At 59.1% G+C, this 22,107-nt stretch carries 14 protein-coding genes; 5 read left to right on the top strand and 9 right to left on the bottom strand.

Features of this window, described 5'->3' with window-relative positions; genetic code table 11:
- The first annotated feature begins 47 nt into the window (after positions 1-47).
- On the top strand, positions 48-3,581 hold the full coding sequence (locus FEM03_RS25110) for a sulfatase-like hydrolase/transferase (protein ID WP_240772727.1): 3,534 nt from the start codon (positions 48-50) through the stop codon (positions 3,579-3,581).
- Positions 3,582-3,708: 127 nt separating this feature from the next.
- On the opposite strand, the gene nrdR is transcribed toward FEM03_RS25110, so the two are convergent.
- Complete coding sequence (gene nrdR, locus FEM03_RS09600) at positions 3,709-4,203, bottom strand: transcriptional regulator NrdR (protein WP_138085988.1); 495 nt, start codon at positions 4,201-4,203, stop codon at positions 3,709-3,711.
- A gap of 68 nt (positions 4,204-4,271) precedes the next feature.
- Complete coding sequence (locus tag FEM03_RS09595; protein WP_206170943.1) at positions 4,272-5,234, bottom strand: ADP-ribosylglycohydrolase family protein; 963 nt, start codon at positions 5,232-5,234, stop codon at positions 4,272-4,274.
- A 9-nt stretch (positions 5,235-5,243) separates the two neighbouring features.
- On the opposite strand from FEM03_RS09595, the gene FEM03_RS09590 reads away from it, so the two are divergent.
- Positions 5,244-6,278, top strand: a complete 1,035-nt coding sequence (locus tag FEM03_RS09590; RefSeq protein ID WP_138085986.1) for a threonine aldolase family protein — start codon at positions 5,244-5,246, stop codon at positions 6,276-6,278.
- Between the two features lie 204 nt (positions 6,279-6,482).
- Here FEM03_RS09590 and FEM03_RS09585 read toward each other — a convergent pair whose 3' ends face one another.
- Together FEM03_RS09585 and FEM03_RS09580 are read right to left on the bottom strand one after the other, a co-directional pair.
- Positions 6,483-7,346 (bottom strand): ADP-ribosylglycohydrolase family protein, encoded by an 864-nt coding sequence (locus FEM03_RS09585; protein WP_138085984.1) that lies wholly within the window; start codon positions 7,344-7,346, stop codon positions 6,483-6,485.
- A gap of 37 nt (positions 7,347-7,383) precedes the next feature.
- A complete protein-coding gene (locus FEM03_RS09580; protein WP_138085983.1) occupies positions 7,384-13,083 on the bottom strand; it encodes a S8 family serine peptidase in 5,700 nt (1,899 codons plus the stop codon).
- A 181-nt stretch (positions 13,084-13,264) separates the two neighbouring features.
- On the opposite strand from FEM03_RS09580, the gene FEM03_RS09575 reads away from it, so the two are divergent.
- Complete coding sequence (locus FEM03_RS09575) at positions 13,265-14,605, top strand: NHL repeat-containing protein (RefSeq protein ID WP_138085982.1); 1,341 nt, start codon at positions 13,265-13,267, stop codon at positions 14,603-14,605.
- A gap of 174 nt (positions 14,606-14,779) precedes the next feature.
- Here FEM03_RS09575 and FEM03_RS09570 read toward each other — a convergent pair whose 3' ends face one another.
- The 4 genes from FEM03_RS09570 to radC all read right to left on the bottom strand — a co-directional run bounded on the left by FEM03_RS09570 (position 14,780) and on the right by radC (position 18,937).
- Positions 14,780-16,108 carry a hypothetical protein gene (locus FEM03_RS09570; protein ID WP_138085980.1) on the bottom strand — a complete coding sequence of 443 codons (1,329 nt, stop codon included), beginning with the start codon at positions 16,106-16,108 and terminating at the stop codon, positions 14,780-14,782.
- A gap of 59 nt (positions 16,109-16,167) precedes the next feature.
- The gene (locus FEM03_RS09565; protein WP_138085978.1) at positions 16,168-17,118 is read right to left on the bottom strand and encodes a DUF6807 family protein; all 951 of its coding nucleotides are present in this window, start codon (positions 17,116-17,118) and stop codon (positions 16,168-16,170) included.
- 181 nt (positions 17,119-17,299) lie between these two features.
- Entirely contained in the window at positions 17,300-18,097 is a 798-nt protein-coding gene (gene lpxA / locus FEM03_RS09560) for an acyl-ACP--UDP-N-acetylglucosamine O-acyltransferase (RefSeq protein WP_138085977.1), read from the bottom strand.
- Positions 18,098-18,241: 144 nt separating this feature from the next.
- Positions 18,242-18,937: a RadC family protein gene (gene radC, locus FEM03_RS09555; protein ID WP_138085976.1), complete on the bottom strand. Its 696-nt coding sequence runs from the start codon at positions 18,935-18,937 to the stop codon at positions 18,242-18,244.
- Between the two features lie 259 nt (positions 18,938-19,196).
- On the opposite strand from radC, the gene FEM03_RS09550 reads away from it, so the two are divergent.
- Positions 19,197-20,141 carry a sugar phosphate isomerase/epimerase family protein gene (locus FEM03_RS09550; protein ID WP_166442750.1) on the top strand — a complete coding sequence of 315 codons (945 nt, stop codon included), beginning with the start codon at positions 19,197-19,199 and terminating at the stop codon, positions 20,139-20,141.
- A 24-nt stretch (positions 20,142-20,165) separates the two neighbouring features.
- Here the strand turns inward: FEM03_RS09550 and FEM03_RS09545 are convergent, their stop codons facing one another.
- Entirely contained in the window at positions 20,166-21,083 is a 918-nt protein-coding gene (locus tag FEM03_RS09545) for a DMT family transporter (RefSeq protein WP_138085974.1), read from the bottom strand.
- A 318-nt stretch (positions 21,084-21,401) separates the two neighbouring features.
- On the opposite strand from FEM03_RS09545, the gene bioD reads away from it, so the two are divergent.
- Complete coding sequence (gene bioD / locus FEM03_RS09540) at positions 21,402-22,043, top strand: dethiobiotin synthase (protein WP_138085973.1); 642 nt, start codon at positions 21,402-21,404, stop codon at positions 22,041-22,043.
- The last annotated feature ends 64 nt before the right edge of the window (positions 22,044-22,107 follow it).

The raw sequence follows: 22,107 nt of genomic DNA, 5'->3' as shown, positions 1-22,107 counted from the left end.
CCCGCACTTTCGTCGTTTAAAAACTCCACCATTCGCCCTCGCTCCTCATGACACGCTTTCATTTCCATTTCCTTCTCCTCCTCCCCCTGGTGTTTTTTGGCCGACTCCACGCGTCTGCCGCCGAAACTTCCCAACCGCCCAACATCCTCTTCATCTTCTCCGATGACCACGCCTTCCAGGCCATCAGTGCCTACGGCGAAAACCGCAAACTCATCGACACTCCGAACATTGATCGCATCGCCAAAGACGGCATGCGTTTCAACCGCTGCCTCGTCACCAACTCCATCTGTGGCCCCTCCCGCGCCACCATCCTCACCGGCAAATACTCCCACCTCAACGGCTTCCCGAACAACTCCAACAGCCACTTCGACGGCTCACAGCCCACCTTCCCCAAACACCTGCAAAAAGTCGGCTACTCCACCGCCATCATCGGCAAATGGCACCTCGAAACTGATCCCACGGGATTCGACCACTGGCAGATTCTCCCCGGACAAGGTGCTTACTACAATCCGCCGATGATCCGCAATGGAGAAAAAATCACGGAGCAAGGCTACGTCACCGACATCATCACCGACCGCTCCATCGAATGGCTTGAGAAACGCGACAAGACGAAACCCTTCCTGCTCATGTCGCAGCACAAGGCCCCCCATCGCGAATGGGAACCTGCCCTGCGCCACCTCAATCATGACAACGACCGCGTTTATCCCGAGCCTGAAACCCTTTTTGACGACTACGCCAATCGCGGTCTCGCCACCAGCGACCAGGACATGTCCCTGGAAAAAACCTTCACCGATAAAGACGCCAAACTCATCGCCCCACGCAACCTCACCCCCGAACAAAAAGCCCAGTGGGATGCCTATTACGAACCCCGCAACGCCGCCTTTAAAAAAGCCAACCCCCAGGGCAAAGACCTCGTCCGCTGGCGCTACCAACGCTACATGCACGACTACCTCGGCACCATCAAAGCCGTTGACGAAAGCATCGGCAGACTGCTCAAATACCTCGACGACAACGGCCTTGCTGAAAACACCATCGTCGTCTACGCCTCCGACCAGGGATTCTTCCTCGGTGAGCATGGTTGGTTCGACAAACGCTGGATCCTCGAAGAATCCCTGCGCACCCCCCTCGTCGTCCGCTGGCCCGGCCAAACCAAACCTGGCAGCGTCAACAACGACATCGTTTCCAACCTCGACTTCGCCCAAACCTTCCTCGACATCGCCAAAGCCGACCCCATCCCCGATGCCCAGGGTGCCAGTCTCGTCCCCATTCTCAAAGGACAAACCCCGGCCGACTGGCGCAAGAGTTTCTACTATCACTATTACGAATTCCCCGTGCCCCACCGCGTTCGTCCTCACTACGGCGTGATCACCGAACAGCACAAACTCGTCCACTACTACGCCCCTGACGTCGATTACTGGGAACTCTACGACCGCCAAAAAGATCCCAACGAAGTCCGCAGTTACTACGACTACAGCGACTACACGCAGGTCCAGGCCGAACTGAAAGCCGAACTCGACCGACTTCGCAAAGAACTCAAAGTTCCCGACCCCGATCCCCCCGGATTTCAAGGTGGCCGCAAAGACAAAAAAGCGCGCAAAGCTCTCAACGCTCCCGTCCTTAAACTTGATTTCAGCGCCGACTCTCTTGAGGACAGCTCGGGTTTCAACAACCACGCCAAACTTCAGGGAACGTCGCGTGTTCATCAGGATGAAGGCACACGTGCCCGCCATTTTGATGGCAAAACGCACCTCCAAATCGACAAAAGCGACTCGCTCGACCCCTCCGACATCCCCCTCACCATCACGGCCAGCGTCAAGGCAGCGAAACCCTCCGGCATCATTCTCGCCCGTGGTGGTGAAGGGCTAGGTTACGCCCTCTACATTGACGCCCAAGGCAAACCTACCTTCACCGTCAATACCGGCAGCACTCCCGTCACCATCAGCGGCAAAACTCCCATTCTTGACCGATGGACCGAACTCACCGCCGCCATCACCAGCGACCAAAAGGCCCAACTCTTCGCCGATGGCCAGCTTCTCGCTGAAGCGTCTGCCGCATTCATCGCCCGCGATCCCGCCGACTCCATGCAGATCGGCAGCGACACCGGCAGTCCTGTCATCAACCCGGACCTCGCCCAGAGTTTCATCGGCTCCATTCAAAACCTTGAGATCTACAGCGGCCAACGACTTCCCACGACTTCCGCGAGTGGCGCAAAGACCCCCAACGTCGTGCTCATCTTCACCGATGACATGGGCTACGCCGATCTCGGCAGTTATGGTTCCAAGACCAACCGCACGCCTCACCTCGACCAGCTTGCCAAAGACGGCACCCGCCTCACCCGTTTCTACGTTCCGCAACCCGTCTGTTCCGCTTCTCGAGCCGCCCTGCTAACCGGCTGTTACCCCAGCCGCGTCAGCATCCAGGGAGCCCTCGGTCCCGGTGCAAAAACCGGCCTCAATCTCAACGAAACCACCCTCGCGGAGATCGCGAAACAAAAAAACTATGCCACCGCCGCCATCGGCAAATGGCATCTCGGTGATCACCCCACCCTGCTCCCCACCAACCACGGCTTCGATCAATACTTTGGCCTTCCCTACTCCAATGACATGTGGCCGCACCATCCCGAAAATGCCAATCGCAAAGTTCCGTTTCCTGCACTCCCTCTGATCGAAAACACCACCGTCATCGATCCCGACGTCACCGCTGAAGACCAGACCCATCTCACCACCCAATACACCGAACGCGCCGTCCAGTTCATCCAGCAAAACAAAGAAAAGCCCTTCTTCCTCTATCTCGCCCACAGCATGCCCCACGTCCCTCTTTTCGTGAGCGCCAGGCATGACAAAAAATCGCCCCACGGACTTTACGCCGACGTCATCGAAGAAATCGACTGGTCTACCGGCGAAATCCTGCGCGCCCTCAAAGAGAACGGCCTTGATGAAAATACCCTTGTGATCTTCACCTCCGACAACGGTCCCTGGCTCAACTATGGCACCCATTCCGGCGTGGCGACTCCACTCCGCGAAGGCAAAGGCACCGTCTGGGAAGGCGGCGTGCGAGTCCCCTTCATCGCGCGCTGGCCCGGAGTGATCCCCGCCGGCACCACCATGAACGAGCCCGCCATGACCATCGACATGCTCCCCACCATCGCCAAAATTCTCGATGCCAAACTCCCCGATCACCGCATCGATGGTCTTGATGTTCTGCCGCTGTTGACCGCCCAATCCGGGGCGAAAAACCCCCACGCCGCGTATTACTTCTACCACAAACAAAACGAGCTCCAAGCCGTGATGAGTGGCGACGGGGAGTGGAAACTTTACCTGCCCCACGCCTATCGAACCGTAGCGGAACCCACCCGCAGCGACGGCCAGCCCGTTTCCTATGGTCAGCGCAAACTCGAAGCGCCCGAACTATATCACCTCGCCACCGACATCAGTGAAACCACCAATGTTGCTGGAAAAAATCCCGCCGTTTTGGATCGGTTGCTGATGCTCGCCGAATCCGCCCGCGAAGATCTTGGCGACCGCTTGAGTGATCGCCACGGAGTGGGTGTTCGCGAAGCTGCCAAGATTGCCGCGCCGTAACCCAGGGGCGTGCTCGGAGCGCGATGGATTTTGTATGGTTTAACCTGCCAGCGGGTTCTCGGCAAGATGCCGGGAACAACACACAGGCTGCGAAGCCGCGCAGTGATCCGTGTGCTCCCCGGGTTGCTCACTTTTTGCTGAACAACTCCGGCTGTTTGGCATCTTTGGGCACGCGGGTGCCGAGGGAGTGAATTTCGTCGATGAACTCGCCCACATCCTTAAATTCGCGGTAGATGGACGCATACCGCACGTAGGCGATGTGGCTGATTTTTTCCAGATGCTGCATCACCTTCACGCCGATGATTCGTGCCGGCACTTCGCGGTATCCTTCCGTTACAATTTCAGCCAGGATCGCGTCCGCTGCATGTTCCAGGGTGACAATGCTCACCGAAAGCTTGCCACATGCCTTCTTCATGCTGTCGATCAGCTTGTCCCGATCCCACACCTGGCGCGAATCGTTGCGTTTGATGACGCTCAATTCATCATGCTCGACCTGTTCATAGGTGGTGAAACGATGATTGCAGGTGGTGCATTCGCGCCTCCGACGCACGGAAGCACCATCCTTCGCTTCGCGTGAGTCGATTACCTTGTCCTCGAGGGTTCCACATTTGGGACAGCGCATATAAATGAATTAAAACAGCAAACGTCAGTCTGTCAGATGACGGACGCCGTGCAATCGAATTCTCCATCTCAACAGCGCAAACGGGTGGCAAAAACTTTGAACACCGATTTGATCTCATACCGTCTCGCCAGCAGCTCGAGCCAGGCGGGCGGGATCGCTGCATAGCCATAATGCAAACCCGCCAGGGCACCGGTCACTGATCCCGTGGTATCCGTGTCCTCCCCCAGATTCACCGCCTGCAGCAGGGTGTCTTCAAACGACGACCCGTGCAGCAGACACCAGATCGACGCTTCCAAAGTGTGAACGCAATAGCCGCTGCCCCGGATTTCCGACTGGGGAATCTGCGCAAAGGTGGCGGGGTCCAGTCGGGCAAAATGGGACCATTCTCCGGCAAATTCTTCGAGCACGGTGTAATAGGACTTCGCTTGTTGCCAGGCATCCTGAAGTGCCTCCGCCGGGGGTTTGCCGGCAAACAGCGCGCGCACCATCAGGGTGAAAAACCCGCAGGCGATCAATGCCCTGGGATGGGCATGGGTGATGCTGGACACGCGATGGATGGCCTCCAATTGGGTGCTGATGTGGGCGGTGTGAAACCACAGGCAGGCCGGTAACACGCGCATCAATGAGCCGTTGCCGTTGTCGAACTCCTCGCGACCGCCACATCGCTCCGGAGGTTTGCCCGCACAAAATCGCGCCAGTGCCTGACGGGTGGCGATGCCGAGGTCAAACACCTCACCATACGGCGTCCAGTGACCTTCCAACAACCAGCGGCGGAACCGCGTGGCCATGTCGCGGGTGTTGAGCGTGTTGCTGCCCAACAATGACTCGACCGTGCAAATCATCAATGAGGTGTCATCCGACCAGGTGCCGGCGGGTTGTTGATGGGTGCCGTAGCCGCGCATGCCGGAGACAGGATTGGCGGAGATTTCTTCGCGGGTCAGGAACTCGACAGGGACGCCGAGGGCATCACCAACAACCGATCCCCACAACGCTCCCGTAATTTGACTTTCAAACTCGTGCGGTCTCACCATGTTAGAGCCATGATCGCCCCAGGTTGCCAGTTTGCCAGTGACAATACCGCAGGAATTTGCCCCGAGGCTTGGGAGGCCATGGCGGAGGCCAATCAGGGCTTTCATTCTTCCTACGGCGACGATCCGTTCACCCGCAAGGCCTGCGACCAGTTGCGGGACCTGTTCGAGACTGATTGCGACGTGTATTTTGTGTTCACCGGCACCGCTGCCAATGCCCTCGCGCTGGCTTCGCTTTGCCAGAGCTACCACAGCGTCATTGCGCATCAGGCGGCGCATGTGGAAACCGATGAATGCGGCGCACCGGAGTTCTTTTCCAACGGCTCAAAAATCCTTCTCGCCAGCGGGGAGGCAGGCAAGTGTGATGTGGTGGATGTGCAGCGTTTGATCACCCAGCGCAAGGATCTGCATTATCCCAAACCCAAGGTGTTGAGTGTCAGTCAGAGCACGGAATTTGGCACCATTTACCAGCCCAGCGAGCTTCAAACCTTGTGGGACGGCGTGAAAGGACACTGCGTTCATCTGCACATGGACGGGGCGAGGTTTGCCAATGCGGTGGCGTCGCTGGATGCTTCGCCTGCCGACATCACCTGGCGTTCAGGGGTGGAAGTGTTGTGTTTTGGTGGCACCAAGATGGGCATGGCGATGACGGAAGCCGTGGTGTTTTTCAACAAGAGCCTGTCGGAAGATTTTTCCTGGCGCTGCAAACAGGCGGGTCAGCTCAACAGCAAGATGCGTTTTGCGTCGGCCCAGTGGCATCGCTTGCTGGAAAACGGTCTTTGGCTCAAACATGCCCGCCATGCCAATGAGCTTGCGCAGTCCCTCGCCCGGGGCTTGCAGGCCATTGCGGGCGTGCAGTTGTTGCACGAGGTGCAGGCGAATGCGGTGTTTGCGAAGCTGACGCCGGAGGTGGAGACCCGTTTGCGCGAAGCGGGATGGAAATTTTACCAGTTCATCGGCGGCGGTGCGCGATTCATGTGTTCGTGGAAAACGACGCAGGCGGATGTGGATGCGTTGCTGGCGGATGCGGCTGGATTTTCAGTGTGAGTTAGCGAAAGGCCTTAGGGGAGCACACGGATCGCTGCGCGGCTTCGCAGCTTGCGTGTCATTCTCGGCATCTTGCCGAGAATCCGCCAGCAGTTGGATCACACAAAAACTCGTTGATTCGTTCGGCCTGTGTGAGCGTGCAAACGTTCGGGTTCTACGCAAGATGCGCAGAACGACACGCAAGATGCGTGTGCTCCCCAATTCCTAAGCGCGCGCAGCGTGCAAGTTGTCGAACCATGATTCTGGCCAGTGGGAGATTCCATGCCGCGCGCCCAACAGCCAGCCGATGAGCATTCCTCGTGCGGCGGAATCGCCACCAAGCAGGGCGTTGGTGACAACGGCTTTGACGGGATCGTTTTCAAATCGAAGGCAGAGTCCAAGCGCAAGGGGCAAGGCGGCATCGAGCCCGCAGTTGAGTCCCAAGTCTTTTCCGACCATGCGCAGGGATGATAAATCGTCGGACGCCGCTTGAGTGACCTTGTTGGCAAGCTGCAGGACCGGGGGGAGATTCAAAGATGCCTTGTGAAAGGCTTCAGCAAAGGTCTCACCGTTTTCGATGAGCGTGCTGACGCGAACCAACCATTCAGCAACGTCCACTACCTGGGGATCGCCATGGGTCAATTGGGTGGAGTCACGGGCGACACGAACCCTTCGTTCGAGTTGGTCAGGTGGAATGGTCGCGACCACGGCAACGGCACGGACTGCGCCGCCGAGTTCACCGGAATCGGAGGGCTGGGTGGAGCCTTGCTGCAAGTGGGCCAGGGTCTCGCGGGTGGCGTGATCGCGATAGCTGGTGGAGGTTTTCCAAAACGTTTGCCAGTCTTCGCGCCAGCCTTCGAGTGTCCATTGATCGCCGCGTTTTTGGAGGCTGGAGACGAGGGCGAGGGTCTGGTCGCCGTAGTGGGTTTGATCGCCCGCTTTCTTTCCGGGATGATAACTGGAGCGGGGATTTTCGAAGCCGCTGAGGCCGTTGGGGAAATGCTGGTCGATGACGGCGCTGTCGTAGATCCAGTGGGGTCCAAGGGCGATGGAGTCGGCGATCAGAGAAGAGAGAAGAAGCGGGTTCACGGGAAGACTTACGTCCTAAGGACGCCCGCGGGGCTGGTTAATTCCCTAACGTTGGCTCCTGCGGAACGCTGACGCTGACGCGGTAGAATTTCAGGGATGGCGACGTGGAGGGGTCCTGCCAGATGATGGGGGAGCCGGTGCCTGAAAGGTTGGTGGCGGTGGGTTCGGGTTGCCAGTCGTTGGATTGCAGAGTGTCGCTTGAGAGAATGGTGTATTGGCGGCCCAGTTGGGTGGGCCAGGTCAGGCTGGTGTGGCCGACGGTGTCGCGGGTGAGGGTGAGCTGAATGTGGTCGGACACGTTGGGATTGGTTCCAAGGATGAACTCTTGAAGGTCGGAAAAACCATCGTTGTCGAAGTCGAGGTTGGTGGGATTGAGCTGGGTGGGATTTCCGGGCCGCAGACCGGCATATTGGTTTTCCCACCAATCAGGAATGCCGTTGCCGTTGCTGTCGGTGATGGTGTAGTGACCCGTTTTGACGGCGCTTTGCTGGGTGCCATGGATGGCGAGAGCGCGGAGCTGGGTGCTGCGCAGGAAATGCAGAGGCGTGGCCGTGTTGAGCAGCGGGCTGTTGGCCGTGGGGAGGGATCCGTCAGTGGTGAAATGGATGAGGGCGGTGGGAATGCTGCTGCCGATGCTGACACTGACCGGATTCAAAAAGGTGCCGCTGGGCGGATTGAAGGTGAGCAGGGGACCAGTGCCAAAGGCGGTGACGACGCGGGTGGCGGGATTGGTGATGAGAAGGGTGTTGTTGCCTGCGGCAAGGTGGCCGGTGGCGGGGAGAGTTTGGATGGGTTCGGCGTCGCTGAGGCGGATCAATTGGGTGCCGGTGGTGGTCGGGACGACGAGGGTGTCCTGAGCGATGATTGGTTGATGAGTGGGAGCCTCACCGAGAGGATAAGTGGCAGCGAACGCACCGGTTTTGGTGTCGTAGGCGCGGATTTCGTTGGTGTTGTGGGCGGCGTAAACCCGGTTGCCGGCGATCATCGGAGCGAAGAGATAACCGTTGGTGGCGGTGCTCCAGGCGAGTTCGGGGAATTGCAGGGTGTTGATGGCGTGCAGTTTGCCTTCGAGGACGATGAAGGCGCGACCGGCCTGCCAGGCGATGGTTCCGGTGGCGCTGGCCTGGGTGAGGGCAGGGTCGGGTTTGAAGGTCCAGCGGGTGATGCCGGTCGACGGGTCGAGGGCGCGAACGGTGCCGAAGGTGGCAAGAAGGATGAGGTTGTCGGCGAAGGTGGGAGTGGCGGTTTGGGTGGAGGGGAGATCGATGATAAACGGCGCGTAGGAGGTGCCGGGTTCAACGGAGTAGAGTTTGCCCGCGGGACCTCCGCCGGGGAGATAGACGCGATTGTTGGCAAAAAGGAGGTGTTTGCCGATTTCGCTGCTGATGCCCGGATAACTCGGTGCGGAAAAGAGGGTGCCGTTGGTCGCGGTGAGGGTGGTGAGGTAGGAGTTGGCTCCTGGGGTGGTGCGGTTGAAGTAAAGCTGGGTGCCGTTGAAGATGGGAGGGTTGACGGCGCTGGCGGTGGGTTGCGTTTGGTTCCAGGTGACGTTGCCGGTGGCGAGGTCGATGGCGGTGATTTGCTCGGGTTGTCCGTCGGAATGAGCCGTGAAATAGGCGAGGCCACCACCGATGACGGGGACGTTGGGGGTTTGATTCAAGGTGGCCTGCCAGAGCTGATGGAGCGGCTCGGTGGCTTTGACGAGGGAGGGGTGATAGTGGGTGCGATGGGGACCGCCGCCGAACTGCGGCCAGTCAGGACTGCTGAGCGGGCCAATGCGAATGGTGACGTTGCTTGTGCTGCTGAGGTTGCCGTCGCTGACGGTGTAACTGAACGTGGTGCTGCCGGACAGGAAACTGGCGGCGGGAGTGAAAGCGAGGGTGTTGTTGCCGTTGTTGGTGAGCGTGCCCCGTCCTCCGCTGGGCTGGGTGAAGGCGCTGATGTTGATGGTTTTGAGGTCGACGCTGTAGTCGTTGTCGAGAAGGGACAGGACCTGGATGGGCTGGCCGGGAAGCGTGCTGTAGGTGTCGGGTTTGACCGTCGGTGGATCGTTGCGAGGGCTGAGGTTGATGGTGATGGTGGCCGGGAGGGAAACCAATTTGCCATCGTGCATGGTGAACTGGAAGGTGGCGTAGTTGTCGCCGTTGGCGTTGGGTGGCGGGACGTAGATGACTTGTTTTTGGGAGTTGCTGACGACGACAGGCACCTGACTGATGAGCGTGCCAGGGGTGATGCCGTTGCTGGTTTGATAAAGCTGACCGCGTTCGGGTAGCTGGGTGATGCGGGCGGTGAGGGTCTGGCCTTCGGCGTCGCTGCCGCCGAGGGCGATGGTGCGGTTGATGTCCTCGGTGCCGTTGATGGTCGCGTTGTCGGCAATTGGAGCGGTGTTAGGGGCGGGGGTGACGGTCATCTCCACCGGGAGCAGGGTCTCCGGTCTGAGGGGGTCGTTGGTGAGTAGACGAAGCGTGCCTTGATGGATGCCGGCGGTGATATTGGTGGCGTCGAAGGTGGCGGTGAGGTCGGTGCTGCTCCCAGGGGCAAGGGTTCCGGAGTTGGGCGAGATCGTGAGCCAGTCGAGGGCGTCGCTGGAGATGGTGATGTTGTCCCACCAGGTGTCGACGCCGCTGTGATAGTTGTAGACAAAAGCGTAGGCGCATTCGTTGGCGGCGGTGCCGTTGCGGAAGGGGATGCCGGTCTGGATGACGATGCCGTCGACAGCGTAGTCGAAGGTGCGGGTGGTCCAGTCGATGTTGCGGAATTCGATGTGATACCAGCGCTCGGGTTCGTAGGCGATGAGCTGATTGCCACCGACGTCGTCGTTGATGTAGAAGCGGCCGTTGGTGTTGGCGAAGAACCAGATGAAGTCGACGAGATAACCGCCGGCGACGTCGCCGAGGACGAAGTAGCCCGAAGCCTGGTCGCGGGCGGAGGTGCGCAGTCGGAAAGAGGCGTAACCGGGGCGGGTGCCAAAGTCGAATTCCTGATGGATGCCGCTGAGGTGATCGTCGGCTCCATCGAGTCGGAAATGGAAGCTGTGGTTGCCGACGGCGACGTGGTCGGTGACGACTTCGCGGGTGGCTTCGTCACTGAATCCATCAAACCAGAGGTCATAAGTGCCGTCTTCGAATCCGTCAAAAAACGGTAGGGTGCTGATGGTGGCGGTATCGTTGTTGAGGGTTCGGGGGGTTGACGGAACGCGCATCGGACTGGCGGGGCCTTCTTCAATCGTGCGCGGTTGGTTGGTGTTGGAAGTGGGAGAAGAGAAATGGCTGGCGAGAAGTGAGGTTGCGGAAGTGACCGTGGGCGGCGGTTCGGCGGGTGGAGTCGTGGCTTGGGCGAGTTCGAGCAATTGCCAGGTCAGGGACTGGTCGCCGTGGTTGGTGAGGGACAGGGGTTGCGTGGTGGTGGTGTCTTCCTGAAGAGTGGCGGCGAGTTGCAGGGGGGTGACGCTGAGGCTGGAGAAGCCGAGGGAGAAGTTGATGTTGGTGACCGTGGGCGGGACGGTGACGGATTGCGGCTCGGAAGGGATGTAGTTGGTGGCAGTCGCGGTGACGGTATAGGTGCCGTCGACGGCGGTGGCGGTGTAGTCGCCCTCGGCGTTGGTGGTGGTGGTGACGGGCACGATGCCTGCGAGGGTGATGGTGGCGTTGGCGATGGGGGTGGTGCCGTCAAGCTGGGTGACTCTTCCGCTGACGGTGGAGGTGGTATAGAGGTGCAGGACGAGGTCGTGGGTCCAGGTGCGATTTTCGTCGTCAGTGAGCGTCAGCGTGAGGGGGATATCGGCGGGAGTGGGGTGGGTGGAGTCGATGCTAATGAGATAAGGCGTGGCGGTGTTTTGAGCGGTGGCCCCGTTGTTGATGGTGCCGAAAGTGGCGGTGTCGTTGGTCAGGGTAATGAGAGGGCTGGCCGTGTTCAGGGCAATGCTGCCGGTAATGGCTTCCGCAGGAGGACCGCCAAGATTGCGAATGGTCAGCGTGACGGCGGCCGTTTCACCGGGGCTGAGGATGCCGTCGTTGTTGCCTAGGGTGCCTTCGACAGTGCCGGAGTCGTCGATGTCGCTGGCGGTCATGACGGGATACGGTGCAACGGCGAGGGGGATGCTTTCGCCGACATTGAGGACACCGCCACTGATGATTTTTGGATCGAGGGACGCGACCGGACGGGCCTGGGCAATGAGGGCGGTTTTGATGGCGGCGAAGCTCATGTCGGGATTGGCGGCGCGCATCAGGGCGGCAGCTCCGGACACGTGAGGGGTGGCCATGGAGGTGCCGCTGTTGAGGCCGTATCCACCGCCGGGCAGGGTGGAGAGAACTTCAACACCCGGGGCGGCGAGGTGGACGGTGTTTTTGCCGTAGCAGGAGAACCAGGCGAGCATGTCGCTGCTGTCGGTGGCGGCAACAACGATGATGTTGTTGGGCGAGTCGTAGTTGGCGGGATAAACGGGAATGATGTCGTTGTTGGTGCCGTCGTTGCCAGCGGCGATGACACAACCGACATCGGCGGCGGCAGCTTCCTGGATGATTTCTTCGAGGGCCTGGGAATAGTCGCCTCCGCCCCAGGAGTTGGAGGTCAGCATGGCTCCATTGGCGGTGGCATAAGCAAGGCCTTCAATGGCGTCGGAATCGGTGCCGCTGCCGCTGTCAGAGAGGAATTTGAGCGCCATGATTTTGACGTTTTGGGCAACGCCGCTGATGCCGATGTCGTTGTTGCCGGTGGCACCAACGGTGCCGGCGGTGTGGGTGCCGTGGCCGTGTCCGTCGGTGGGAGCGCCGTTGCTGGTGACGAAGTTGAAACCATGGAGGTCGTCGACGTAGCCATTGTTGTCGTTGTCGATGCCATCACCGGCGATCTCGTCGGGGTTGATCCACAGGTTGGCGACGAGGTCGGGATGGGTGGTGTCGATGCCGGTGTCGAGCACGGCAACAATGACGGATTCGCTGCCGGTGCTGGTGGTCCAGGCAGGGAGGACGTTGATGTCGGCGCCAGAGACGCCACCCGTTTGACCAGTATTGCGCAGCGGCCATTGTTCGGCGAAGCGGGAGTCGCTGGGGGCAGTGGGAGATTGGTTGATGCCGACGATGTAGTCGGGTTCGCCGTAAGCGGTAGGGCCAGTGCGGTCGCCGAGAATTTGCAGGGCGCGGTCGTAGGTGGCGAAGTCGCTGTTGGGGAGGGCGACCAGATAGAAAGGGGTGTTGGGAATGCGGCGGCGAATAGATAAATTGTGTCCGGCCAGCCAGGTTTGCAGTTGGGTTTCGTTGAAGCCGTTGCGCAGGCGGACCTTGAGGTGGTCGGCCACCATGGTGCGGCGTTTGAGGAGGGTTTCGCTGCCGTCAGGTGCGGTGGTGAATTGTTCTTCAGTGCGCAGCAGCGGGTATTTGAAATCGGTCTGGTAGACGGAGGTGCGGCGACGTTGGCCGGTCGGGGCGGGGGAGGAAAGGGTGGTCGCGATGATTTTACCGGAGCGAATTTCTGGGGGAAGGTTCTGGGAATTGGGGGGCGGATTGACACCGGATGGAGGTGCAGGAAAGGAGGGGGAGGCTGCCGGTTCAGAGGATGGCGGGCGGGCGGTGGACTGGCTCAGCTGCCATGGGGCGGGTGCTTGCGGTGCGGAGGTTGCAAGGTCCGGTGAGGGAGCCGATTGATCCTGATGTTGCCACAAAAGAAAGCCGGCTGTTGTGATCAGCAACAGCAGCAGGATCGCAGAGATCCCGAGGGCAGTATTTTTTGTGAAGCGCATTTAGGCAATCTGAGGCTATCGGAAATTGCGCTTCCCGCCAAGCAAAACAAAGCAGAAGGCTGGTCCCGAGCCTTTGCAGCCATTCGAAGAAAGTCTGATTCCGACATGGACGAGTGCGTAATCGTCGATGCGAGCCATTTTCAGGTTGGCGTTCGCCCACGTGCTCTCAGATAATGGAAAGATGAAGCCTGCCAAACGTCCCAAGCGCTACAAACCGGACCGGCTGGATGCTTCGGCAATCACGCCAGAGGTCGTTGCAAAATGGTGGTCGCCTCGTTTTGGCGAGACCAATCCGCAGCGCATGAACAATCCACTGTGGGAGTGGTTGGTGCGCACCCGCATGCATGCTTACAACGCCCGCGAGCGTTTTGGTTTTCCCTCGCCATGGGATGAAAGCAAGCCCGGACCCGCATGGTGTTTTGCCCGTTTTGGTCAGTCCGTCACGTTATTGCCGGACGGACGCGTGGTGATGATTGCCGGCGAGCATGAGGATTTTTATGACCCGGATTTCAAAATCTACAATGACGTCACCGTGCAACATCCTGATGGTTCGCTTGACCTCTACGGATACCCTGAAAACGTGTTTCCGCCTACGGACTTCCACACCGCCACGCTGGTGGGCGACCGAATTATCATCATCGGTAACAACGGTTATTTGGAGAGCAAAACGGAAAAGCCTGCTCAAGTGGCGGAGTTGAATCTGGAAACCTGGTCGATGCGTTTGATCGAGACTCATGGTGACCAGCCAGGCTGGTTGCACGATCACGTTGCGGCATTGAGTGATGACGGCCACACCATCACCATCATGGGAGGCATAACGGTCCCTGTAGCAGAAAAGGGTGAAGGATTTCGAGAAAATCCCGATGAGTGGTCGCTGGATTTGAAGACGTTGCAGTGGCGGCGGCTCAGTGCGAAGCCTTGGGAAACCTACGTGTTGTCGTCCAGCGAACTCAGGGATTTGGGGTTGTTCAATCTACGAAGCCTCCCCTGGGCCGTCGAATGTGGACACGGCATGCCTGCCAGTGCCGAGGTGTCGCTGGAGGAACTTGTTCCGGGGTCTATTTGGGAGGACTTTCAAAATCGGTTTGGTAAATGCAACCGCTACGCCAAGGAAGCTGCAGCGGAGCTTTATCAAAAAGGATTTGTTCCGGATCTGGAGATCATCCGCCACCTGTATCATCCGCCCGTGCCTTATCGGGACCTCCCGGAAGTGAGAGAGGAGGAAGAGAGTGAGGTCCATGATGAAGACGGACCCTTCGATTGGGATGAGGATGATTACAGTCGTCGAGGTGACGATTTTAATGGGACTCGAATTGATGTGCAGGGGGTCGTTGTGCGCTACAAGGAGGAAGGCTCACGATTGTCCGTGATTTTTGAAGGAACGCTGCCCATGGATATGGTTGCTAGCATTGTTGGCGATCTCGCTCAAAAACTCGAATTGCTGGTGAGAAAACCTGTTTTGGTTCAAAGCCTGGACTCCGCCGCGTGGAAAAAAGTGGATGATGCATCGAATGACCACTGACCGGGATAAACACCTCCATGACCGCCGCGATGTTGAGCTTTCGGACATTTCGGGAGGCGAGCACGACGATGCGACGTTAGGAAGCGACCGGCTGGGTCATGCTGGGAGCAAGCAGATTTTTTGGAGGAGCATCCAAAGCGGTGCTGAGCCCCGCACTCCAAAACTGGGTCGAGATTATTGGGTTGGGGATGTGCCGCGGTGGGACTCAAATTGGAGGTTGATGACGATGAACATGCTGGCGGTATGCATGCTTGACCAATCGTAGCGCTTGAGCATGGACTCGAGTGGTGGTTGGTCGTGCGTTTTTTCGCCTGCCAGTGCGATGATCCAGGCGGCAAACAGGGGTTCGCGCGCGGTGTCGTCTTCGTAGGGACTGCGCGGGTTGTGACTGGCCCACAGGGGCAACTGACTGCGACCCAGAGCGATGGCTTCTTCGCTGTTTTTCTGGGGTTTCCATGAGGCGTTCAAAAAGCGCCAGTCGATGTCGAAGTTGGATCGCGCCAAAGGGTCATACTTGCTGGCTCGTTCGAGGTGGGGGGCGGCACGTTCGGCGGACACTCGCAGGCCGGTGGTGTAGGCGTTGCGTGTTTCGGCATCGGTTTCCAGATCGGCGAGGGCGCGCAGGGAGGCTTGCGACATGGAGTGCGTCCAGAGATAGGTTTCGCTGCCGTTGTGGCCACCGTATTCTAGTCCGCTGGCGCAAACTTGGAGACGGGTTTGACCTTGTTTGCCGATCTTCTCGATCATGCGCGATTGATATTGTTCAAGCCATTGAACCTCGCCGGTCATTTCATGCATGGCGCGAAGCAGCAGCAAAAAGCGGGCGGCGTCGTGGGCCGTGGCGCGGGTGAAGGTGCCGCGATAACCAAAGTCCGGACGGATGCAAGGGACACGCCATTGATGACTTTCAAGGGCGATCACGGTATCACGCAACAGGGCAACCAGTTTGGGGCGATCCGCTTCTGACATCAGTCCGCTGCGCCAGTAACACCACAGGCCGTAGAACCAGGGAAACACCTGGTCTTCGGAACTGGCGGGATAACAGGACTGGCCATCGGCACCGATGCCGCGCGGCACAAATCCGGGCGTGGGACTTAGCGAGGCGAGTTTCATCAACCCGGTGGCGATGCGATGGGCCTTATTGGCGGATTCTTCGTCGCGCTTGGCTCGCCAGCGATTGCACAGGCCGTCGAGATACAAACCACCAAAGAATGGCCCGTCTTCAATCGGGGTCGACCAGCTCAGGCCATTGGGTTTGGCGGCCAGACATTCTTCGCGGGTGGGCAGGATGACTTCGCCATTGAGGCCCGCGTAGTGTAGCATGGTGTCGAATCGTGAGTCGATGAATCGTCGCCAGATTTCCTGATGCGCCGCTTCGGCGATGTTGTCGGACGGGTTGACGGCTCGAGACGAAGTGGGGCGTCCGAGGTTGACTAGGGCCAGTGAGCTCAAGCCTGCTTTGAGAACCGTGCGGCGCTTGAAGATTGCTTGGGCCGAGGGCATGGCGGGAGGAAAAAGGTTTTGCGCCTCGCGGGTTGGGTTGGGTCGGGTTTGGATGCGCGCTATTTCTTGGCGGCGGCGGATTTGAGGGTGGTGGCTGGGGTGGGTTCGCTTTTGCCGGTGTAGGCGTTCCAGAGGTTTTGGATGGCTTCGGCGCTGGGCATCGGGCCTTGGGAAATGTGGAAGCGAACTTTGATGGTGGCGGTTTCGTTGTGCTTGATGTCGGTTTTGTAGAAGGTGCCGAAGCGGCCGTAGTCGCGATAGGCGGAGGTGCGGGCGCCTTTGGGGTTTTCGGGGTGATTGAGATAGATGACGGTGTAGTCGTTGCCGCGATAACTGTAGGTCTGGGCGAACCAGGGGTAATCGAGGTCTTTCTGGGGATTGGCTTTTTCGATGGGGTAGAGGTAGGAGGTTTTGCTGCGGTCGACTTCCTGGGCGGGGCGGTATTGGAGGCCGGCGTGTTCGGGGTCGCCATCGAGGACGGTGTCGCCTGCTTTGGCGATGAGGGTGGAGGTGAGGTCGACGGTGGCGTAGAAGGGGGCGGTGGAAGGCAGCACGCTGATGGTGCGGGATTCTTCGAGGATGGTGGCGCCGGGTTCGCCTTCCCATTGGATGGTGGAGGTGAAGGTGGCTCCGTCAGTTGAGGCTTTTTCGCCGGTGAATTTCTGGTGGATCTGATTGCCGCCTTTCATGTGCCAGCGGTCGTAGCTTTTGCCATTGACGAGGATTTTGTTCCAGCCGAGGAAGATGGCGCGGTGATGCGGGAAGTCGCCGCCGGGGCCTTTGGTGATGGGGGCTTCGCCTTCGGGATCGAAGATATGGAGATAAGGTTTGTAGGTGTCGGTGAGTTTTGCGGGGTCGAAGCCGTGCATGTAGCGGGCGACGATTTTGTTGTCCTGCAGGATGTCGAGGTGGCCGTTGGATGAGGGGGCGAGTTTGAAGTCGGCGGCGAGGAGAGGGGCGGCGACTAGGGTGAGAAGGAGGGCGATGAGGCTGCGATTGGAAGCGGACATGGGAGTAGAACGGGGGGTGAGGAGGGCTCTTGCTGGTGTTTCCTGAAAATCGAGGACGAGTTCGAGTAGGAGGACGAGGACGAGATGATTCTGCTAGATGTCGCGAGGTGTCGCGGAGCCAACCGGCGTTGGCGATGGTTGGCGAGGGGAGTAGGAGTAAGAGTAGGAGCAGGAGGAAGAGTTATTCTTCGTCGCTGGAATCTTGACTGAGGCGGCAGATGCCTTTTTTGCTGTGGGCCTCGAGGAACTGGAGGAATTTTTCGGCGTGCTCGGGCCAGGTTTGTTGGCGGGCGGCGGTGAGGGCTTGGGTGAGGTTGTGGCCCTGACGGTAGATAAGATCGAAGAGGGCCTTTAGGGATTTTCGGTCGTCGGGACTGAAGCCGGCGCGGCGGAGGCCAATGACGTTGAGGCCGGTGACGCGGTTGATGCGTTGAGCAGCGCAGAAGTGGGGGATGTCTTTGCTGAAGCTGCCGTTGCCTTGGATGACGCAGCCGTCGCCGATGCGCAGGAATTGATGGAACACGGCGCCGCCGCCGATGAAGGTGCCGTTGCCGACTTGGACGTGACCGGCGAGGAGGACGGCGTTGGCGATGATGTTTTTGTCGCCGAGGATGACGTCGTGTCCGAGGTGGCTGGTGGCCATGAGGAAGTTGCCGTCGCCGAGGGTGGTATGACTGTCAGGTTTGGAGCCGCGGTGGATGGTAACGTGTTCGCGGATGGTGTTGTTTTTGCCGATGCGGACGCCGCTGGGGGTGTTGGGATCGAAGCCGATGTCCTGGGGGTTTTCGCCGATGATGGCGGCGCGACCGATGAGGGTGTTTTCGCTGAGGTGGGTGTCGCCAATGATCTGGGCGTGGGCGGCGATGCGGCAATTTGCGGCGATGCGGACGGGGCCTTCGATGATGACGTAGGGGCCGATATCGGCGGTGGGGTCAATCTGGGCTTCGTCGGAAATTAGGGCGCTGGGATGAATGGGCATTTTGGAAGTCGGAATGCGAAATGGGAAGGGAGTCTTGCTTTTTAACCACAGGTGGACACAGATGGACACAGATTTTCTCAGATAGATATTGGGAAGCTATCGGTGTTTATCGGTGTCCGTCTGTGGTTGATCGATTGGTGGGAATCAGATCATGCCGGCTTGGCGGAACGAGAAGTAAGGCGGGGCGCCGTTGCGGGGGGCGCCGATGATGAGGTGGTCGGCGAAGTTGATTTGCAGGAGTTCGGCGGCGGCGTTGAGTCGGCGGGTAAATCGTCGGTCGGCTTCGCTCGGAGTGGGGTCGCCGCTGGGATGGTTGTGGGCGAGGATAAAAGCGTGGGCGCGGTGGACGATGGCGGGTCGGAGGATTTCGCGGGGATGGGCGGTGCTTTCGCTGAGGGAACCCTGGAAGATGACTTCATCGTGAGTGAGATGCATGCGGGTGTTGAGCAGCAGGATGCGCACGGTTTCGTGTCCGAGTCGGGCCATGTCGCCGCCGAGGTATTGATGGATGAGGGCGGGGTTGTCCATGGGTTGCTCGCGGACTTCTTCCTGTGAGGCGCGGCGGCCGAGTTCGAAGGCGGCGGCGATGTGGGCGGCTTTGGCGGGGCCGAGTCCGCGAAATTGTTGGACGAGTTCCTTGCCGCTGCGGGTGGAGAGGTGGCGGAGGGTCCGGTATTGCTGGAGGAGACGCTGGGCCATCTGGATGGCGTTTTCGCCTTTGGCTCCGGTGTTGATGAAGATGGCGAGGAGTTCGGCGTTGGTGAGGGTGCGGGCACCGAGTTCAAGAAGGCGTTCGCGGGGACGGTCGTTTTCGGGGAGGTCGTGGATTCTGAGATTCATGGGGGTTTGGGGGTGGGTGGACAAACAGGGGTTTTCTTTTTAACCACAGATGGACACAGATGAACACAGATATTCTTAGATGCTGTGGTTAGGATTCGTGTGAATTTGTGTCCATTCGTGATTAAAACTCAGGGAACCACGAATGGACACAAATTTACACGAATAGTTTCGCTCTGATTGATCTGTCGGTGTCCTGCTGTGGTTGATGAATTGCTGGCGAGATTGACGGGATTGGGGGCGTTGTGTTTGAGTGATGAATATGATGACGAAGAATTTTTCGCGGCGTGGGTTTTTGGGGCGTTCGGTTTTGGCGACGGGTGGGGCGCTTTTGGGCGGAGTCGAGGGAGTTCGGGCGGCTGAGGGCGAAGGAGCGGGTGAGATGCCGATGGTGTCGGTGTTTACGAAACATTTTCAGGGGTTGGATTTTGAGCGGCTGGCGGATGCGATTGTGGCGACGGGCGTGAAGGGTGTGGATGCACCGGTGCGCAAGGGCGGGCATGTGGAGCCGGAACGGGTGGAGGAGGATTTGCCGAAGCTGGCGGCGGTGTTGAAGGATCGCGGGCTGACGTTGACGATGCTGACGACGGGGATCAATGCAGTGAATGAGGAGCAGCACACGGAAAAGGTGTTGCGCACGGCGAAGGCGCTGGGGGTGATGCATTACCGGATGAATTATTTCCGGTATGATTTGAAGAAACCGATCTGGGATCAGGTGGAGGAATGGAAGCCGGCGATCAAGGATCTGGCGGCGTTGAGCAAGGAGATTGGCATTGGGGCGATGTATCAGAATCACTCGGGCAAGGAGTATTTTGGGGCACCGGTGTGGGATGCTTATGGAGTGTTGCGGGAGTATCCGGTGGAGCAGATGTCGTTCGCTTTCGACATCATGCATGCGATGATTGAAGGGGGGAAATCGTGGCCGCTGGAGCTGGCGTTGGTGAAGGAAAATGTGGGGGCGTATTACTTCAAAAATTTCAAGCCGATGGAGGGCGGAAAGTTTCAGGATTGCCCGCTCAAGGATGGGGTGGTCGGCAAGGGGTATGTGGAGGAGTTGAAGAAGTTGAAGTGGACCGGACCGGTGTCGCTGCACGTGGAATATTTGAAGGGGTCGGTAAAGGAGGAGGGGTATCTCGAGAAGGCGATTGCGGCGACGAAGGGAGATTTGGCGACGTTGACGGAGTGGTGGGGGGCTTCACAAGGATAAAGGATGAAGGCGAAAGGATGAATTTTATGATTTCACCAAGCTGACGGCGACGCCGCCTGCGAGGGTGAGGAGGAGACCGAGGACCTGGATGGGGTTGATGGTTTCGCCGAGGAGGAACCAAGCGAGAACGACGGTGCCGAGGGGACCGATCATGCCGATGATGGCGAAGGCTTGAGAACCGGCGCGTTGGATGCCGATGCCGAAGAGGTAGGAGGGGATGACGGTGCCGAGGATGGCGAGGAGCACTCCGCAGCCGTAGGCACCGGGCGGAAGGTTGGTGAGGGCGGAGATCGGATGGGTGAGGGCGAAGTGGATGAGCACGAAGACGGCGGAGAAGCCGACGACGCAGGAGGTGAAGCGCGTGGGGCCGATGCGTTTGACCATCTGTCCGCTGAGGAGGACAAAGATGGCGTAGGTGACGGCGCTGATGAAGATGAGGGTGGCACCGAGCAGGGTGTTGTTGTTTTGGCCGAGATGGCTGGTGGCTTCGGCTTGATAAGCGATGACGATGCCGAGGTAGGAAACGAGCATGGCGATGATGATGCGGGCGCGCATGGGTTTGCCTAGGAACAGCACGGAGCCGATGACGACCAGCGAGGGGTAGGTGTAAAGGATCATGCGTTCAAGGCTGACGCTGACGTGCTGGAGTCCGATGAAGTTGACCACGGAGGAGAGATACCAGCCGCAGAAGCCGAGGGCGGCGAGGTGGAGCCAGTCTTTTCCGGTGAGCGGCACGGTGTCGTTTTTGCGGGAGCGCGAGTTGAGGTAGCCGCCGATGAGGAAAAAGGGCAGGGCGATGGCCATGCGCAGGGCGAGGACGGTGACGGCGTCGAGGTCGTATCGGTAGGCAAGTTTGACGAAGATCGCTTTGGAGCAGAAGAAAAGGGAGCTCGTGGCGACGATCGCGAAGGTGATGAGGGAGGTGCGGAGGGACAGGGACATAAAAAACAAAAAACCCGCGCGCTGGTGGTGGCGGGCGGGCGGGTAGGTGAAAGAATGAGAGGGTTGAGAAATTTCAGGGGTATCATCAACCAAACATCGACTGCCGTCCGCCGGACTTTAGCCAGGAGAGCTTGGTAATGATGATGATGGTGGCAGCAGGTTGATGCACGATGGGGATTTAGCGCGGGGTGATCGGTATTGCAAGTGGCGGGAAAGTAGAAGGCCCGTCCCGGGCCTTGGAGGATAGATGAAAGGCCCGGGACGGACCTTCTACGTTTTGCGGGTTGCCGGAGTGGAGTTATCCGATTATGGAGGGGCATGCATTGGTTTGTGACGGGCACGGATTCTGACGTGGGAAAGACTCATGTGGTTTCGCTTTTGTTGAAGGCGTTGAATCAGGCGGGGAGACCTGCGGTGGGGTTCAAGCCGTTTGCGTGTGGGAGTCGGGAGGATGCCAAGGCGCTGCTGGCAGCGGGTGCACCGGGGATGACGATGGACAAGGTGAATCCGGTTTATTTGAAGACGCCGGCGTCGCCTTACACGGGAGCTTTGATTGAAAATCGCAAGCTGGATCTGGACGCTTTGCATGCGGATTTCCGCGAGCTGGCCGGGGAGTATAGGCATGTGCTGGTGGAGGGGGTGGGCGGCTGGGAGGTGCCGTTGGCGCCGAGGGTGACGGTGGCGGATTTTGCGCGTCGGCTGGGTTTGCCGGTGCTGATTGTGGTGAACAGCAAGCTGGGGGCGTTGAACCACACGATTTTGACGGCGCGATCGATTCATTCGCGCGGGTTGACCTGTGCGGGGATCATTTTGAATCATGTGGCCGATGAACGTCATCCGGCGTCGATCACGCACCGGATGATTCTCGAGGAGTCGCTGAATATACCGGTGATCGGTGAGGTGATGCACGGCGAGACGGATGGCTCGGCGTTGGTTGAGTCGCTGCTGGAGAGTGAGTGAGGGGGGAATCGTCCTCCTACTCTTACTCTTACTCCTCCTCTCCTGATGGCAGAGCGTTGCGAAT

Origin of the sequence: Phragmitibacter flavus (assembly GCF_005780165.1) — a bacterium.
GTDB classification, from domain to species: domain Bacteria; phylum Verrucomicrobiota; class Verrucomicrobiia; order Verrucomicrobiales; family Verrucomicrobiaceae; genus Phragmitibacter; species Phragmitibacter flavus.
This window is presented reverse-complemented; position numbering and strand designations above follow the sequence as displayed.

What these genes read in the sequence shown, in the direction of transcription:
- FEM03_RS09580 (WP_138085983.1), bottom strand. Translation starts at nt 13,083, where the DNA reads ATGCGCTTCACAAAAAATACTGCCCTCGGGATCTCTGCGATCCTGCTG.
- FEM03_RS09545 (WP_138085974.1), bottom strand. Translation starts at nt 21,083, where the DNA reads ATGTCCCTGTCCCTCCGCACCTCCCTCATCACCTTCGCGATCGTCGCC.
- bioD (WP_138085973.1), top strand. Translation starts at nt 21,402, where the DNA reads ATGCATTGGTTTGTGACGGGCACGGATTCTGACGTGGGAAAGACTCAT.
- FEM03_RS09570 (WP_138085980.1), bottom strand. Translation starts at nt 16,108, where the DNA reads ATGCCCTCGGCCCAAGCAATCTTCAAGCGCCGCACGGTTCTCAAAGCA.
- FEM03_RS09595 (WP_206170943.1), bottom strand. Translation starts at nt 5,234, where the DNA reads ATGGTGAGACCGCACGAGTTTGAAAGTCAAATTACGGGAGCGTTGTGG.
- radC (WP_138085976.1), bottom strand. Translation starts at nt 18,937, where the DNA reads ATGAATCTCAGAATCCACGACCTCCCCGAAAACGACCGTCCCCGCGAA.
- lpxA (WP_138085977.1), bottom strand. Translation starts at nt 18,097, where the DNA reads ATGCCCATTCATCCCAGCGCCCTAATTTCCGACGAAGCCCAGATTGAC.
- FEM03_RS25110 (WP_240772727.1), top strand. Translation starts at nt 48, where the DNA reads ATGACACGCTTTCATTTCCATTTCCTTCTCCTCCTCCCCCTGGTGTTT.
- FEM03_RS09590 (WP_138085986.1), top strand. Translation starts at nt 5,244, where the DNA reads ATGATCGCCCCAGGTTGCCAGTTTGCCAGTGACAATACCGCAGGAATT.
- FEM03_RS09565 (WP_138085978.1), bottom strand. Translation starts at nt 17,118, where the DNA reads ATGTCCGCTTCCAATCGCAGCCTCATCGCCCTCCTTCTCACCCTAGTC.
- FEM03_RS09575 (WP_138085982.1), top strand. Translation starts at nt 13,265, where the DNA reads ATGAAGCCTGCCAAACGTCCCAAGCGCTACAAACCGGACCGGCTGGAT.
- nrdR (WP_138085988.1), bottom strand. Translation starts at nt 4,203, where the DNA reads ATGCGCTGTCCCAAATGTGGAACCCTCGAGGACAAGGTAATCGACTCA.
- FEM03_RS09550 (WP_166442750.1), top strand. Translation starts at nt 19,197, where the DNA reads ATGATGACGAAGAATTTTTCGCGGCGTGGGTTTTTGGGGCGTTCGGTT.